Source organism: Methylorubrum subtropicum, from assembly GCF_038442325.1.
GTDB lineage: Bacteria > Pseudomonadota > Alphaproteobacteria > Rhizobiales > Beijerinckiaceae > Methylobacterium > Methylobacterium subtropicum.
In genome coordinates, this window is sequence record NZ_JBBXMW010000001.1 from 293,899 (window position 1) to 308,860 (window position 14,962).

Annotated in this window: 9 protein-coding genes and 1 other annotated feature; of the genes, 7 read left to right on the forward strand and 2 right to left on the reverse strand. The window is 71.4% G+C overall.

The window, feature by feature from the left end:
• Positions 1 to 10: 10 nt before the first annotated feature.
• The 7 genes from modC (at position 11) to AAHG03_RS01485 (ending at position 8,575) form a co-directional block, all read left to right on the forward strand.
• Positions 11 to 1,102 carry a molybdenum ABC transporter ATP-binding protein gene (gene modC, locus AAHG03_RS01455; protein ID WP_342148202.1) on the forward strand — a complete coding sequence of 364 codons (1,092 nt, stop codon included), beginning with the start codon at positions 11 to 13 and terminating at the stop codon, positions 1,100 to 1,102.
• Positions 1,103 to 1,419: 317 nt separating this feature from the next.
• Complete coding sequence (locus tag AAHG03_RS01460) at positions 1,420 to 1,887, forward strand: tellurite resistance TerB family protein (protein ID WP_342148203.1); 468 nt, start codon at positions 1,420 to 1,422, stop codon at positions 1,885 to 1,887.
• A 10-nt stretch (positions 1,888 to 1,897) separates the two neighbouring features.
• A complete protein-coding gene (locus AAHG03_RS01465) occupies positions 1,898 to 2,299 on the forward strand; it encodes a CidA/LrgA family protein (protein WP_342148204.1) in 402 nt (133 codons plus the stop codon).
• Positions 2,296 to 3,012: an LrgB family protein gene (locus AAHG03_RS01470; protein WP_342148205.1), complete on the forward strand. Its 717-nt coding sequence runs from the start codon at positions 2,296 to 2,298 to the stop codon at positions 3,010 to 3,012. Before AAHG03_RS01465 ends, AAHG03_RS01470 begins: the two co-directional genes overlap by 4 nt.
• Positions 3,013 to 3,405: 393 nt before the next feature.
• The gene (locus AAHG03_RS01475) at positions 3,406 to 5,475 is read left to right on the forward strand and encodes a Hint domain-containing protein (protein WP_342148206.1); all 2,070 of its coding nucleotides are present in this window, start codon (positions 3,406 to 3,408) and stop codon (positions 5,473 to 5,475) included.
• A gap of 305 nt (positions 5,476 to 5,780) precedes the next feature.
• Positions 5,781 to 6,917 carry an adenylate/guanylate cyclase domain-containing protein gene (locus tag AAHG03_RS01480; protein WP_342148207.1) on the forward strand — a complete coding sequence of 379 codons (1,137 nt, stop codon included), beginning with the start codon at positions 5,781 to 5,783 and terminating at the stop codon, positions 6,915 to 6,917.
• A 59-nt stretch (positions 6,918 to 6,976) separates the two neighbouring features.
• Positions 6,977 to 7,032: a sequence feature (sul1 is cis-regulatory element that is thought to sense ions involved in sulfur or methionine metabolism; They are found in Alphaproteobacteria), on the forward strand.
• Positions 7,033 to 7,096: 64 nt separating this feature from the next.
• Entirely contained in the window at positions 7,097 to 8,575 is a 1,479-nt protein-coding gene (locus AAHG03_RS01485) for a SulP family inorganic anion transporter (protein ID WP_342148208.1), read from the forward strand.
• 11 nt (positions 8,576 to 8,586) lie between these two features.
• Here AAHG03_RS01485 and AAHG03_RS01490 read toward each other — a convergent pair whose 3' ends face one another.
• Positions 8,587 to 10,740 carry a CHASE2 domain-containing protein gene (locus AAHG03_RS01490; protein WP_342148568.1) on the reverse strand — a complete coding sequence of 718 codons (2,154 nt, stop codon included), beginning with the start codon at positions 10,738 to 10,740 and terminating at the stop codon, positions 8,587 to 8,589.
• A 370-nt stretch (positions 10,741 to 11,110) separates the two neighbouring features.
• Positions 11,111 to 14,779, reverse strand: coding sequence for a cadherin-like domain-containing protein (locus AAHG03_RS01495; protein ID WP_342148210.1), 3,669 nt, complete (start codon positions 14,777 to 14,779; stop codon positions 11,111 to 11,113).
• Between the last annotated feature and the right edge of the window lie 183 nt (positions 14,780 to 14,962).

Below are 14,962 nucleotides of genomic sequence, written 5' to 3' on the forward strand. Positions count from 1 at the left end.
GCCCGCCCCCGTGACGATCGAGATCGACGTGGCGCTGCGCCGCGAAACCTTCGCGCTGGAGGTCGCCTTCACCGCGGGCGCCGGGCTCACCGCCCTGTTCGGGCGCTCCGGCTCGGGCAAGACCACGGTGATCGACCTGATCGCGGGGCTGGCCCAACCCGAGCGCGGGCGCATCGTCGTGGACGGCACCGTGCTGCTCGACACCGAGCGGGGCGTGCGGGTGCCGGTGCATCGGCGCCGGATCGGCTGCGTGTTCCAGGAAGCGCGGCTCCTGCCGCATCTCTCGGTGCGGCAGAACCTGCGCTTCGGCCGCCTGTTCTCCCGCGGGAGCGGGGGGCCGAGCCTGGAAGCGGTGGCCGAACTGCTCGGCATCGGCCCGCTCATGGAGCGGCGCCCGGCGGGCCTGTCAGGGGGCGAGCGCCAGCGCGTCGCCATCGGGCGCGCCCTGCTCGCCCGCCCGCGGCTCCTCTTGATGGACGAGCCGCTCTCGGCGCTGGACGAGGCCCGCAAGCGCGAGATACTGCCCTACATCGAGCGGCTGCGCGACGAGGCCGGGCTGCCGATCGTCTATGTCAGCCACTCGGTCGCCGAGGTCGCCCGCCTCGCCTCGACGGTGGTGGTGCTGGAAGGCGGTCGCGTCGCGGGCCGGGGCCCGGTCGATGCGGTGCTGCGCCGGCCCGACCTGATCCCGGACGGGGCGGAGGCCGGCAGCGTGCTCGCCATGACGGTCGAGGGCCACGACGAAGCTTTGGGCCTGACCCGGCTGACCGGCCCCGCGGGCCCGCTCGCCGTGCCGCTGCTGGCGCTGCCGGTCGGTCGGCGGCTGAACCTGCGGCTGCCCGCCCGCGACGTGCTGCTGGCGACCGAGGCGCCGCGGGGGCTCTCGGCCCGCAACGTCCTGCCCGGCCGGGTCGTGGCGCTCCGGGAGGAGGGCGCGGCCTGCCTCGTCGAGGTCGCCTGCGGCGCGGCGATCCTGCTCGCCCGCCTCACCCGCGCCTCGGCCCGCGACCTCGGGCTTGCGGAAGGCGCCCCCGTCCACGCCATCGTCAAGAGCGTCGCGCTCGATGCGGGGCTGGCGCCCGGCGGGCGGATCGAGATCTGATGCCGGCCTCACTTGATCGCATCGGGCGCAGCTGCATTCCCCCTCTCCCCGCACGCGGGAAGAGGCCTGCACGGACCCCGTCGTCCATGCAGGAAGCGCAGGCGAAGCCGCAGCGGCGGTGAGGGGGAGTCGACGGACGAGGCTCTGCCTGAACCGCCCCCTCACCTTCGGCTGCCGCCTCGCCGCGACGACGACAGGGTCGTCGCGGCCCTCTCCCCGCGCGCGGGAAGAGGGGATGCTGTTGCCATCGACCGGGCCACACAAGCGCGCCGCGACTCTCCCACCCCGGGCCCGGATGGGCTACGAGCGTTTCCGTCATGGCCATGCTGTCCCGCCTCTTCGCCTACGCCTCCGCCGCCTTCGGCCTGCCGCCGGAGGCGGAGCCGTTGCCCGACGGCAGCGAGGAGCATCTCGCCGCGACCGCGCTCCTCGTCCACATCGCCCGGGCCGACGGGACGCTCGACGCGGCCGAGACCGAGCGGCTGGTCCGGCTGGTGCGCGGGCGCTATGCCGGGACCGATGCGGAGGCCGCGGCCCTGATCGAGCGCGCCGCCGCCTTCGACACCCAGACCCGCGACCTCGCGAGCCTCGTCGAGCTGATCGGCGAGGACGGCGCGCCGGAGCAGCGCGAACGGCTCCTCGCCATGGCGTGGTCGGTCGCGGGCGCCGACGGGGCGGTCCACGAGTTCGAGGAGGCGCTGGTCTGGCGCCTCGGCACGCTGCTCGGGTTCGACGAGGCCGGCATCCACGCCGCGCGCCGCCGGGCCCAGGGCGCAGCCGCCTGAGCGCCCGCCGATGATCGTCAGCCTCGCCACGATCCTGCTGGCGCAGCTCATCGGCGAGGCCCTGGCCCGCGCCGTCAGCCTGCCGGTGCCGGGGCCGGTGATCGGCATGGCCCTGTTCCTCGCCTTCCTGGCGCTGCGCGACCGCTGGCGTCCGGCCTCGACCCGCCTCCTGCCGCCGCCGCTGGTCGATGGCGGGGTGGAGAACACGGCCAAGGGGCTGCTGGCGCATCTCTCGATCATGTTCGTGCCGGCCGCGGTCGGCATCGTCGGCCGGCTCGACGTGCTGGCGAGCCACGGGATCGCGCTCGCCATCGTGCTCTGCCTCTCGGTGACGCTGACGCTGGCCGCGACCGTGCTGACCTTCGTCGCGGTCTCGCGGCTGATGGCGCGGCGGGGCCAAGAGCGGCCATGACCGGCGACTTCGCCCTCTGGGTCTATCTCAGCCGCACGCCGCTGCTGTGGCTGACCGTGACGCTCCTGGCCTACGCGGTCGCCGATCGGTTCTTCCGGGCCGCCGGACGCCATCCGCTCGCCAACCCGGTGATCCATTCGGTCTGGATGATCGCGCTGGTGCTGCTCGCCACCGGCACGCCCTACCCGACCTACTTCCAGGGCGCGCAGTTCGTCCACTTCCTGCTCGGCCCCGCCACCGTGGCGCTCGCCGTGCCGCTCTACGAGCGCCGCGAGACGGTGATGCGCGCGCTCCTGCCGATGGGCGCGGCCCTCGTCGTCGGCTGCGTCACCGCCATGGGCTCGGCGCTGGTCTTCGCCAAGTTCGCCGGCATCCCCTTCGACGTGATGCTCGCCATGGCCCCGAAATCCGTGACCACGGGCGTGGCCATGGGCATCGTCGAGGCGCTCGGCGGCGACCCGACCCTCGCGGCGGTGCTGGTGATGCTGACCGGCATGGCCGGCGCCGTCATCGTCACGCCGCTGATGCGGCTCTTGCGCATCGAAGACATGCGCGCCCGCGGCTTCGCGGCGGGGCTGGCCGCCCACGGGCTGGGCACGGCCCGCGCCTTTCAGGTGAGCGAAGTCGCCGGCACCTTCGCCGGCATCGCCATGGGGTTGAACGCGTTTTTGACGGCCGTGCTGGTGCCGGTGGCGGTGAGCTTTTTGCGCTGACGCGGCGACGGCCGATTCGAACCGGCTCGGGCCGAAGGTTCGTGCACTGAGCGGCGCATCCAGAGGACGGGCAAGAAGCCTAAGGATGATTGCCGAATTATCCCGCAGTAATATTCCTATTCGTCATCGCGTTATTCAACAAACTGGCAAAGCATGTTGCATATAAAGCACTATTATTAGTTAATAATGTGTAAAACGGTGAAATGACGGATTCATAACCGTCGCCAGACGTGCACCTCTCTCGACTCGTGCAGGCACCCGGCCCCAGAGATCGGGGGCGAAGTCAGTCTCACCCCCGAACGGCGCCCTGTCCTGAAAACAGCGCCCCATCGTGTCGGCCGCCACGCCGAAGACAGACCGAGCGGGAGATTTACAAGCAAAAGAGGGTCGAAAATGGCCAACTACTTCGCGACGACCGGCGCCGATATCGTCAACGAGACCAATACCGCCAACGGCACGTCGGCCAACGACAGCATTTACCTGCAGAACGACATCACGCTCACCAGCGGCCAGTTCCCCAACCTCAATTCGCCCTCGACGGCCGGAACCCTGCGCTTCCGCGGCGGCACGCCGGCCAACTACCCGAACACGGGCGATGCGGCCGTCCCGATCAACTACCGGCTGACCGTCGTCGATACGCTCAACATCAGCGACACCTCGCCCGCGACCGCCCAGCCGAGCTTCACCATCGGGCCGCTGACGCTGCAGATCGGCAACGGCGGCACCGCCGGCGGGATCGCGGGCAACATCCGCGTCGATGACGGCGGCGTCATCGAGTTCAACCGTTCGGTCGACACCACCTATACCGGCACGGTCAGCGTCGAGGACGAAGGCAACGCGATCATCAACGACGTCGCGGGCACGACCGTCACGCTCACCGGCGGCGCGGGCAATCCGGGCGGCGTCGCGATCCGGGCCAGCCAGAACACCGGTGCGGCCGATTCCTTCGAGCTCACCCTCGGCGGCGCCGGCAACGGCGTGGTCAGCGGCACCATCATCGACCAGAACACCGACACGAACAGCGGTGCCCTGATCAAGACCGGCGGCGGCACCTGGACGCTCACCGGCGCCAACACCTATGCCGGCGGCACCACTTTGTCCGGCGGCAACCTCGTGCTCGCCAACGCGAGCGCGGCCGGCACCGGCGACATCACCTTCTCGACGCTGACGGGCAACGCCACGGCCCGCCTCACCATCGATACGGCGGCGCAGGCCAACGGCGTCACCTTCGGCAACACCATCGCGAACTTCAACGGCAGCAGCGAACTCGACCTCGCCGGGCTGACCAACGCCAGCGTCAGCTTCAACAGCAGCAACAGCCTGCTGACGGTGACGGGCCTGCGCGGCGGCAGCAACTTCAGCCAGAGCTTCACCCTGGAGAACCCGACCTCGACGGCCTACGAGGCGCGCGACGACGGCAACGGCGGCACGGTGGTCGTGGTCTGCTTCGCCGCCGGCACGCGCATCCGCACCGAGCACGGCGACGTGCCGGTCGAGGCGCTGAAGATCGGCGAGCGCGCCGTCACCGTCTCCGGCGAGGCCCGCCCGATCCGCTGGATCGGCCACCGCACCATGGCCTGCCAGGGCCGCAAGGACGTGATGCCGGTGCGCATCGCCAAGGACGCCTTCGGCGCGGGCCGCCCGTCCCGCGACCTCCTCGTGTCGCCGGCCCACGCGATCTGCATCGATTTGATGGGCGAGATGCTGATCCCGGCGGTGCGCCTCGTCAACGGCACCACGATCACGCAGGTCGAGGCCGAGGCGGTGAGCTACTGGCACGTCGAGCTGGACAGCCACGACATCCTCATCGCCGAAGGCCTGCCCGCAGAGAGCTACCTCGATTGCGGCAACCGCCGCTTCTTCGCCAACGCCGACGTGACCGACCTCGGCCTCCTGCCGGACGCTCGCCCGATGGGCGAACTGCCGTTCTGCCGTCCGTTCCACGAGGAGGGCGCGGTGGTCGAGTTCGTGCGGTCGCGCCTCGATGCGCGGGCGCGGGCGCTCGGCTGGCACCTCGTCGAGGAAACCTTCGGCGACCTCCACCTCGTCGCCGACGGCCAGACGATCCACCCCGAGACCGACGACCTCACCGCCCGCTTCGTCCTGCCGGCGAGCGCGCGCGATGTCCGCCTCGTCTCGGCCGTCTCGGTGCCGGCCCACGTGTTCGCGGGCACGAGCGACGACCGGCGGCTCGGCGTGCCGCTGGCCGGGCTCACGATCGACGGCGCCCGCACGGTCGCGGTCGATGACCCGCAGCTGGAGGCTGGCTTCCACGCGGTGGACGGCGACGGCAACGGGGCGTCCTGGCGCTGGACCGACGGCGCCGCCGTGATGCCGGCCTCGCTCTGGGCGGCGTCCCGCGGCACCGTGGCACTCGAAGTCCGGCTGTCCGGCCCGGCCCTACCGCGCTGGGTCGGCCCGTCCGAGCGGATCGAGGCCGCCCCGCTTCGCCTGAGCGCCTGAGCCTCCCGCGCCGCCGGCGCCGCCGGCGCTGATCGAGAACCGGCAACGGCCCCGTCCATGGCGGGGCCGTTCTGCCGTCTGAGGCGACCCGCGGTCCAGATGATCGCGCCGGGCACCGTTGCGGCACGCGCCGGAGCCGGAAAAACAATCCGTGACGCGCGTTCGGTGACATCCAGCGTATTCGCACTCCGTGCGGTGGCGCACGACAATCGAGCCTGCCACACGGAAAAGAGCGCGAAGGTCACGCTGCCGCCGCGATTGCCTGTCGCAAACTTTCGACGACGCCCTCCGAGCCGGTGAAGACGATGTCCTACGGCACTCCGGTCTTCTGGATCATCATGGCTGCGGTCAGCGCCGGGTTCGGCGCGCTGCACGGCGTGCTGTTCCTCGACGGGCCGACCCTCATGGGGACGATCTACGGCACCTGCGTCGGCGTCGTGATGATCGCCTACGAGCGCGGACTTTTCCTCGGGGGCTACAACCGGCGCCTGCGGCAATTGCCGACGCTCGCCTACTTCGTCGCCGCCGAGATCAGCATGGTGGTCCTGATCGTCGCGGCGATGTCGGCGACCGGCGCGGCGATCTGGGCGCTCGGCATCGCCGACAAGACCTTTGTCGAGGCGGTCACGCCGAAGCTCACGACGATCCCGTTCGCGCTCGTGGTCTCGGCGCTGCTCGTCGCCGTGCTGCGCGTGCGCGACCTGATCGGCAGCGAGACCTTCACGAGCCTGATCCTCGGACGCTACCATCGTCCGGTCAGCGAGGAGCGCGTCTTCCTGTTCCTCGACCTCGTCGGCTCCACAACCTACGCGGAGCGGCACGGCGACCTCGCCGCCCAGGAACTGCTGAAGGCCGTCTTCGCCGCGATCGCCGAACCGGTGCGGCGCCATCGCGGGCAGGTGGACGACTATGTCGGCGATGGGGTCATCGTCTCCTGGCCGCTGGCGCGGGGCATCGAGGGGGCGCGCTGCGTCGCCTGCGTCTTCGCGATCCTCGACACCCTTGATCGCGACCGGGAGCGCTGGCGCGCGCGCTTCGGCCTCGTGCCCGAACTGCGCGCGGCGCTCCACGGCGGCAGCGTCGTGACCGCGGAAGTCGGCGTCGATCGGCACAAGATCGCCTATTTCGGCGACGTGATGAACGCGACCGCCCGGCTGGAAGGTCTGTGCCGGGAGACCGGGCGGGACGTGCTGGTCTCGGACGCGGTCCTTACCCGGCTGCCCGCGCTCCCCGAGGGAATCGCGGCCGAGGCGCTCGGAGCCTACCGCCTGCGCGGCCGCAGCGAGACCATGGCGGTCCATGCGCTGGCGCAGGCACGGGCTCCGGTCCCGGCCGTGTCGTCGGGCCACCGCACGGGCGTCGTCGCCGACCGGAAGCCGGACGCCGCGGCACGGCCGAAGCGACCGCAGGTCGCGGCCGGCCGGTCGGCCGCCTCGGCTTGAGCCGCAACGCCGGCCGTGTTGCACCGCAGCACCTGACGCTTTAAGAGCAAAAGAATTCGCCTGGACCCGGTGCAAGCCCGGGTGGCTCTTCCGGCCGCCGATCCGCCGGATCACGCATTCGAGACGCATCTCACACCCGCCTCCGGCGCGGGCCTGCGTCCTTGCGGAAATTTCAAAAGATGTCTCGTGTCAAGAACGCCGCCCGCGCGTGGCTCGGCTCGCCCTGGGCCGACACGCTGTCGGGCCTCGTCGTCGCGCTGGCGCTGATCCCCGAGGCCATCGGCTTCTCGGTCATCGCCGGGGTCGATCCCAAGGTCGGGCTCTACGCCTCCGTCGTCATCGCGATCGTCATCGCCTTCGCGGGCGGGCGGCCCGCCATGATCTCGGCGGCCACCGCCGCCACCGCCGTGGTGATGGTCGATCTCGTGCGCGATCACGGCGTCCAGTACCTGTTCGCCGCCACCATCCTGATGGGCGTGATCCAGATCGCCGCCGGGCTGATGCGGCTCGGGCGCCTCATGCGCTTCGTCTCGCGCTCGGTGATGACCGGCTTCGTCAACGCGCTGGCGATCCTGATCTTTCTGGCGCAATTGCCGGAGCTGACCGGCGTCACGCCCGCCACCTACGGGCTGATCGCGCTGGGGCTCGCCATCATCTACGGCTTCCCCCGGATCACCCGCGCGGTGCCCTCGCCGCTCATCGCCATCGCGGTGCTGACCGCGCTCACCGCCTGGCTCGGGCTCGACGTGCGCACGGTGGCCCATCTCGGCGCGCTGCCGACGACGCTCCCGTCCTTCGCCCTGCCCGACGTGCCGCTCACCTTCGAGACGCTGCGGATCATCCTGCCCTACGCCGCGACGCTCGCGGCGGTCGGCCTGTTGGAGAGCCTGCTCACCGCGCAGATCGTCGACGACATGACGGATACCGGCAGTTCGAAGAACCGCGAATGCGTCGGCCAGGGGCTCGCCAACATGGGCTCGGCGGTGTTCGGCGGCATGGGCGGCTGCGCCATGATCGGCCAATCGGTCATCAACGTCTCGTCCGGGGCGCGGGGCCGGCTCTCGACGCTGGTGGCGGGCAGCGCCCTGCTGGTGCTGCTGGTGGCGTTGCAGGACCTGCTGGCCGTCGTGCCGGTCGCGGCGCTGACCGCGGTGATGATCATGGTCTCGCTCAACACCTTCTCGTGGCGCTCGCTGCTGGAGTTACGCACCAACCCGCTGCCGTCCTCGGTGGTGATGCTCGCCACCGTTGCCGTCGTCGTCGCCACGAAGGATCTCGCCATCGGCGTCCTCGTCGGCGTGCTGCTGTCGGGGGTGTTCTTCGCCGGGAAAGTCTCGCGGATGGTCCGCGTGGCCTCCGAGATGTCGCCCGACGGGCGCACCCGCACCGTCCGGGTGAGCGGTCAGGTGTTCTTCGCCTCGGCCGGCGCTTTCGCGGAAGCGCTCGATTCCCGCGAACCGGCGGAACGCCTCGTCATCGACGTGCACGCGGCGCATTTCTGGGACATCTCGGCGGTGGGTGCCCTCGACCGCGTGGTCGAGAAGGCCCGCCGCCAGGGCCGCACGGTCGAGGTGGTCGGCCTCAACGAGGCCAGCGCCACCCTGGTCGAGCGCTTCGGTCGGCACGACAAGCCGGGCGCCTCGCTTCCCGTGCACTGAGCGGGACGCGACTACTTGGTGAGCGCCACATGCACCCCCGACCAGTCGGCCGGGGGTGGGACGCACTCGAAGGCGGCGACGCGCTCGAGGTACAGGTCGTAAAGGCCGGACAGGCCGAAGGCCGCGCCCTCGGAGCGGCAGGCGCCGATCCGGCCGCGGGCGCTGGCCCAGTCGCGGCGGCGATAGGCGACGAGCATCTCGGCATGCCGCGCCGCGAGCCGCCGGAAGGCGAGGGAGTCGCGCACGGCCGCGTCGCCGACCAGCGTCGAGATGGCCTCCGCCTCGCTCTTCCCCTTCACCCGGACGAGGTCGATCTCCAGCACGGCGAAGCGGTCGGCGACCGCGGCGGCGGTCGCGGCACCCAGGATCGTCTTGACCCGGTAGGCCTTGGACTGCCCCTCCAGCCGCGAGGCGACGTTCACGGGGTCGCCGAGCACCGAGTAGTCGAACCGCAAGTTCGAGCCCATGTTGCCGACGACGCAGCGGCCGGTGTTGAGGCCGATGCCGATGTCGATCGGCAGCACCGGATGCCCGCCGGCCTCGGCCTCCGCGCGGCGGAGCGCGTTGAGCGCGTCCATCCGGGCGATCATCGCGAGCGCCGCATGGCAGGCGTTGGCCTCCTGGTCAGCGTCGTCGAGCGGCGCGTTCCAGAACGCCATGATGGCGTCGCCCATGTACTTGTCGATGGTGCCGCGGCGCTCGATGATCGCATCGGTCAAGGGCGACAGGAACCGGTTCATCAGCGCGGTGAGGCCCGCCGGATCGTTGCGGTAGAACTCGGCGATGCCGGTGAAGCCGCGCACGTCCGAGAACATGATGGTGAGCGGCCGCTCCTCGCCGCCGAGCCGCAGGGTCTCGGGATGGGCGGCGAGCTGCTCGACCAGAGCCGGCGAGAGGTACTGCCCGAAGGCCGCGCGGATGCGCTGTCGCCCGGTCTGCTCGCGGGTGTAGTTGGTGAAGACCAGCACGGCGTAGACCGTGAGGCTCGCCCCCAGCGGGAAGGTGGCGTCGAGCAGGATGCCGAGTTCCTTAAACCGGAACCACGCGGTGGCGGCGAGGAACAGGGCGATGACGGCCCCGAGCCCGAGCAGCCGCACGGCCCCGAGCAGCGGCGCGAACACGATGACGATCAGGCCGACGCCGAGCGCGAGCGCGATCTCCACGACGATGGCGTCGCCGGGGTAGGAGAGGGTGGTGCGCGACAGCACGCTTTCGAGGAGTTGCGCCTGCACCTCGACGCCGGGCATCACCCGCTCGACCGGCGTGGTCTTGTTGTCGAGAAGCCCCAGCGCCGAGGTGCCGACCAGCACGATCCTCGAGGCCACCCGCTCGGGATCGAGGCTGCCGTCGAGGACGGTGCGGGCCGGGACGTAGCGGGCGGGATCGCGGCCCGAGAAGTGGAGCCAGACCGAGGCCGTGGCGTCGGTGGGGATCTCGAAGCCCGGCAGCGCCAGCGCCTGCGCCCCGGCGGCGTCCGCCCGAAGCAGCACGGTGCCGGCGCCGGTGAGCACCCGCAGGACTTCGAGCCCCAGCCCCGGCACCAGCCGCCCGCCGGCCTCGACCGCGAGCGGCACGCGCCGGACGATGCCGTCGCGTTCCGGCACGATGGTGAAGAGGCCCCGCCCCGCGGCGGCCCGCTCCAGTTCGGGGATGTTGTGCAGCAGGCCGGGAAAGCGGGCGAGATGGGCGGACGGGTCGGGTCCGAGCGTGGCGAAACCCGTGCGCGGCAGGTCGGGCGCCTCGGTGGACGCCTGCTCCAAGGCCGATTGTCCCAAAATCACCCGGCCGGCCCGGATCGCCTCGGCCAGCACCGCGTCGGTGTCGGGCAGCCGCGCCAGCGCGGCGCGGGCGCCGGCGTCGAGCCCGTCGAGGCTCTCGGCGACGCGGGCCGGCGAGAGCCGGTCGGGCTCCGGAAACACCATGTCGAAGGCGATCACCGCGGCCCCGGCCTCGGTCAGCCGCCGCACCATCTCGGCGACGCGGGTGCGGGCCCAGGGCCATTGCCCGTAGGCCCGGATGCTGTCCTCGTCGATGTCCACGATGGTGACCGGCCGCAGCGTCACGGGCCGGGGATGCAGCGCCTGCAGCGCGTCGAAGGTGCGCAGCCGCAGGGTCTCGACGGGGGCGGGGTCCCAGACCCGCACGGCCACCAGGGCGAGGAGCACGAGGAGGGCGAGCGCGCGGTCGAGGCCGATTCTTTTGGGGGCTTGGGGGCGCGGAGCCGAGGCGGCGGCGGGGCGACGGAAGGGGCGGGGGAGGGGCAAGGGCGGTGCTCAGGCCGCACGCGCGCAGGGTCGGGCTCCCCCCTCTCCCCGCACGCGGGGAGAGGCCTGTAGGGACCTTGTCGTGCAGACAGGAAGCGGAGGCGAAGCCGCAGCGGCGGTGAGGGGGCGCATCCGAAGGAGTCTCTTCCGTCGAAGCCCCCTCACCCCCGGCTGCCGCCTCGCCGCGCCGACGACGAGGTCGTCGCGGCCCCCTCCCCGCGTGCGGGGAGAGGGGATGCGCGGAAGGCCGGTCATCGCGTTCGGCAGCCCATCAAAGAATATGAATATCGCTGGCCTGGAGATGGTCCAGCAACACGTTCTTCAGCGTCAGCACGTGCGTCCGGTCGTAGGCGATGGTGACGTCGTCGCCCGATTGCGTCGCCCGGCCCAGCACCGCCTCGGCGTTGGCAAACACCGCGCGGTCGAATTCCAGCGTGTCCGCGCCCGCGGTGAAGTCGGTGATCGTGGTCCTGCCGAAGGCCGCCGTGTCGAACACGAAGGTGTCGCGGCCGGTGCCGCCGGTCAGCGTGTCGCCGCCGCCGAGCCCGAGGAGGATGTCGTCGCCGCCGCGCCCGTCCAGCGTCTCGGGCCGCGACGACCCGACCACGAGGTCGTTGGCGCCCTGGCTGCCATTGAGCGAGGTGTAGAAGGTGTGGGTGGCGCTCTGCCCCGGGCGTAGGTCGCCGAACTTGATGTTGAGCGAGATGCCGGTGTCGATGTGGTCGCCGTCCGGGTCCTTCGGCGTGTCGTAGACGTTGGGCAGATAGGCGTCGTGGTTGTAGAAGCCGTCGCTGGAGGCCCGCGCCGCCCCATCGAAGGCGATGAGGTTGACCGACACGCCCGATTCCCGGCCGTAGGCCTGCACCACCGCGACGCCGCCCTTGGCCGTGGGGTTGGCCAGCACGTCGTTGTCGGTGGCGAAGTCGCCGTAGCGGATCGCGTCCTGATCGGGGTCGAAGCTGCGCAGGAAGCGGGCGTCCGTCATCGTCGCGTCGGTGGTGTTCGTCAGCGTGACCGTGGTGCGGAAGTAGGTGGCGTTCGGATCGAGGTCGATCACCTGTGTTAGTTTGAGGCCATCCGACGTGGTCCCGATCGTCGTCGCCTGGAGCCGGCCGCCGCTCGACGTGTCGGTGGTCGTCGCCTCGAACCCGATCGTGTTCGTGCGCTCCGAGTTGGCGAAGCTCTTCCCGTTATGCGCGATGACGATCGCGTCCTCCGGCGTGCCGGGGATCGTGACGTCGTTGGAGGTGGTCTCCTCGCCCGTATCCCAGCCGTCGTCGTCGATAACGAAGGAGAGTTGGTCCGAGCCGCCCGCCTGCGGGTGGAAGCCCTCGGGCGCGTCGGATTCCGTGCCGAGCGAGCCGTGCTTGGCGACGCCGATCTCCATGTAGGCGCCCTGGAGAAACACGTCGCCGCCGACCGTCTGGTGGCCGGCCCGCCCCACGATCACGTCGACGGTGGCCTCGGCCGTCGATCCGTCGGCGTCGCGGATGGTGTAGGTGAAGCTATCGGGGCCGGTGAAGCCGGGCTTCGGGGTGTAGGTGATCGTGCCGTCGCGGTTGAGCACGACCGTGCCGTGGCCGGGCTCACCGAGGGCATCGACGGTGACGGCGCCGCCGTCGGGGTCGGCGTCGTTGGCCAGCACCTTCACCGTGACCGAACGCCCGGCCTCGACGAAGGCGTTGTCGTCGCGGGCCTCCGGCGCGTCGGGCGTCGCAACCACCGCGACGTCGCGCAGGACCGGCGCGCTCGCCACGCCGTCGGTGTCCACCACCACGATCGCGACCGTGCGCGGCAACTCGGACGGTGCATCGCTGCCGTTGGCGTAGGTGAGCGAGGCCAGCACCGTCCGGTAGTCCGACAGGCTCGCCTCGCCCAACAGCGTCAGCACGCCGGTGCCGGCGTCGTAATGGGCGCGGATCGGGCTGCCCTCGGGCAGATCGACGGCGAGCGTGTCCGCGCCCTTCTGGAAATGCTCGGCGATCCGCACGGTGGCGCGGCTCAAACTCGCGCTGTCGGCGTCGCGGATCGTCAGCCCCTCGGCGATCCGGATCGGCGCGCCGTCCTCGCGAAAACTCGCATCCTCACCCGGCAGGGTCAGGACCGGGGCGGCGTCGCCGACCAGCTCGAAGGTCGCGGTCTGGAGGCAGACGCCGCCATGGCCGTCGCGGACGTGGTAGCCGAGCGTCACCGTTCCGTGCGACTGCGCGCCGGGCTCGTAGCGGAAGCGGCCCTCGCCGAGATCGACGATGCGGCCGCCGCCGCTGACCACGACGAGGTCGCTGACGGAAAGCGTATCGCCGTCAATGTCGGAGGCGCCCGCGCAGAGGTCTGCGGCGCTCAGGGTGCGGGCCTCGCCCGCCCGGCCCTCGGCGAGCGTCACGGCCCGCGCCACCGTGGGGGCGTCGTTGAGGCCGGTCACGTCGATGGTGAAGACCGTGTGCAGGACCGCGCCGTTCGGGCCGCCGATGCTGACGCTGAACGCGTCGCTGCCGACCCGACCCTCGGCCAGGAAGGCGGCGCGGTCGGCGGTGTAGGAATAGGTGCCGTCGGCGTGCAGCACGAGGTCGCCGTAGGTGCCGCGCAGGGTCACGCTGCCGTCGGAGAGCGCCGTGTCGGCCCCGCCCAGCACCGTGCCGGCGCGGGCGGCGAGCACGCTGAGCGCGGCCGAACCGGTCACGGAACCGGAGCCGAGCAGGCCGCGGGCCGGATCGGTGGTGACCAGGGCGGCGTCCTGCACCACCGGCACGGTCTGGGGCGCGACCGCGAGCGGCGGCGCGTCGCGGTCGGGCTCGCTCGGCGGCACGCCGGGGCCGTCGTCGCGGGGCGTGTCGTTGCCGCCGGGATTCGGCGTCTGCGGGCCCGGCGGCTGGAGCGTGTCGGGGGGCGTGCGCGGGCCGGTCGTATCCGGGCCGCCACCGTCGGGGCCACCCGGAAAGACGTTCGGCGGCACGCCCGAGCCCGGCCCGCCGCCCGGCCCCGGCACCACCGGCAGGCGCGGCGCCTCACTGATCGTCTTGAACAGCGACTGGACGAGGCCGTTCTCCTCGGCGAGTTCAGCGGGCGTCTTCTGCGCCGTCTCGACCCGCGGCTCGCGCCCGTCCTCCGGGATGACGACGGTGGCGACGTTCGGGTCCGAGACCGTGAACAGGAGTTTGGTCGGATCGTTGCGGTCGTAGACGTCGAAGCGGCCCACCGTGCCGTCGGGCTCGGTCATCACCGAGAAGCGGGTGTTGCCGCCGTCGGCCTCGATCTGGATGTGGACCGCGGTGCCGCGGATGCCCATGGTGGCGACCGGCGTGCCGACCTTCATGTCGCCGGTCTTGGCGACCTTGCCGGCCACGAACGAGATCGTGCCCTGGACGAGGTCGAACAGGGCCGAGTTGCCCGACCCGCCCTCGGCATAGACCATGCCGTTCACCACCATCCGGGCGTCGGAGGCGAGGCTGAACAGGGTGCCGTCGAGGAACGAGACCGCGAGCGAGGAATCGCGGCCGGTCTGGAGCGCGTCGTTCTTGTAGACGAGGTCGCCGACCTGCAGCGTCACGCTGGTGCCGTTGCGGATGACGGTGGCCGTGCCGGTGAGCGTCTGGACCCGGCCGACCGGATCATTGCCCTGGGGGGCGCCGGCCTGCGCCACCTGTTCGCCGTGCGGATGCAGGCTCAGCGCCTCGATCGCGGTCTCGCTCAGCGCGGCGCCGTTGGGCGCCTCCAGCCGCGGGCGCGTCTCGACCCGGAAGTAATCGTGGATGACGACGCGGTGGAACGCGTCACCGATGACGAGGTCGGCGCCGACGCGGGCGAACTCGCCGCGAAACAGCAGGGCGGCGTCCTCCAGGCGGATCGTGCCGCCCGATTCGGCCTCGTAGACGCGCGTGGAGAACAGCCCACCATAGGACGGGCCGGGCGCCGGCGCCAGAATATCGTCGAAACTTGTCACGGCCGATCACGTCCCGTTCGGACAGGCGCCTCTCGTCAGCACATCGCGCGTACTAGAGCGAAAGCGGCTGCGCGGGGGTGCGCCCGGTCACCGGGCGAACGCGGGATGATTAAGACACGGGCAATCCGGCAACCGAATTGCCCGCAAATGGATCGGACGCGAAATCTTTGCTGATCATGATGC

Bases quoted from the DNA above. Each gene is read 5' to 3' on its own strand.
- AAHG03_RS01460 (WP_342148203.1), top strand. From the start codon at position 1,420: ATGGCCATGCTGTCCCGCCTCTTCGCCTACGCCTCCGCCGCCTTCGGC.
- AAHG03_RS01465 (WP_342148204.1), top strand. From the start codon at position 1,898: ATGATCGTCAGCCTCGCCACGATCCTGCTGGCGCAGCTCATCGGCGAG.
- AAHG03_RS01475 (WP_342148206.1), top strand. From the start codon at position 3,406: ATGGCCAACTACTTCGCGACGACCGGCGCCGATATCGTCAACGAGACC.
- AAHG03_RS01480 (WP_342148207.1), top strand. From the start codon at position 5,781: ATGTCCTACGGCACTCCGGTCTTCTGGATCATCATGGCTGCGGTCAGC.
- AAHG03_RS01470 (WP_342148205.1), top strand. From the start codon at position 2,296: ATGACCGGCGACTTCGCCCTCTGGGTCTATCTCAGCCGCACGCCGCTG.
- AAHG03_RS01485 (WP_342148208.1), top strand. From the start codon at position 7,097: ATGTCTCGTGTCAAGAACGCCGCCCGCGCGTGGCTCGGCTCGCCCTGG.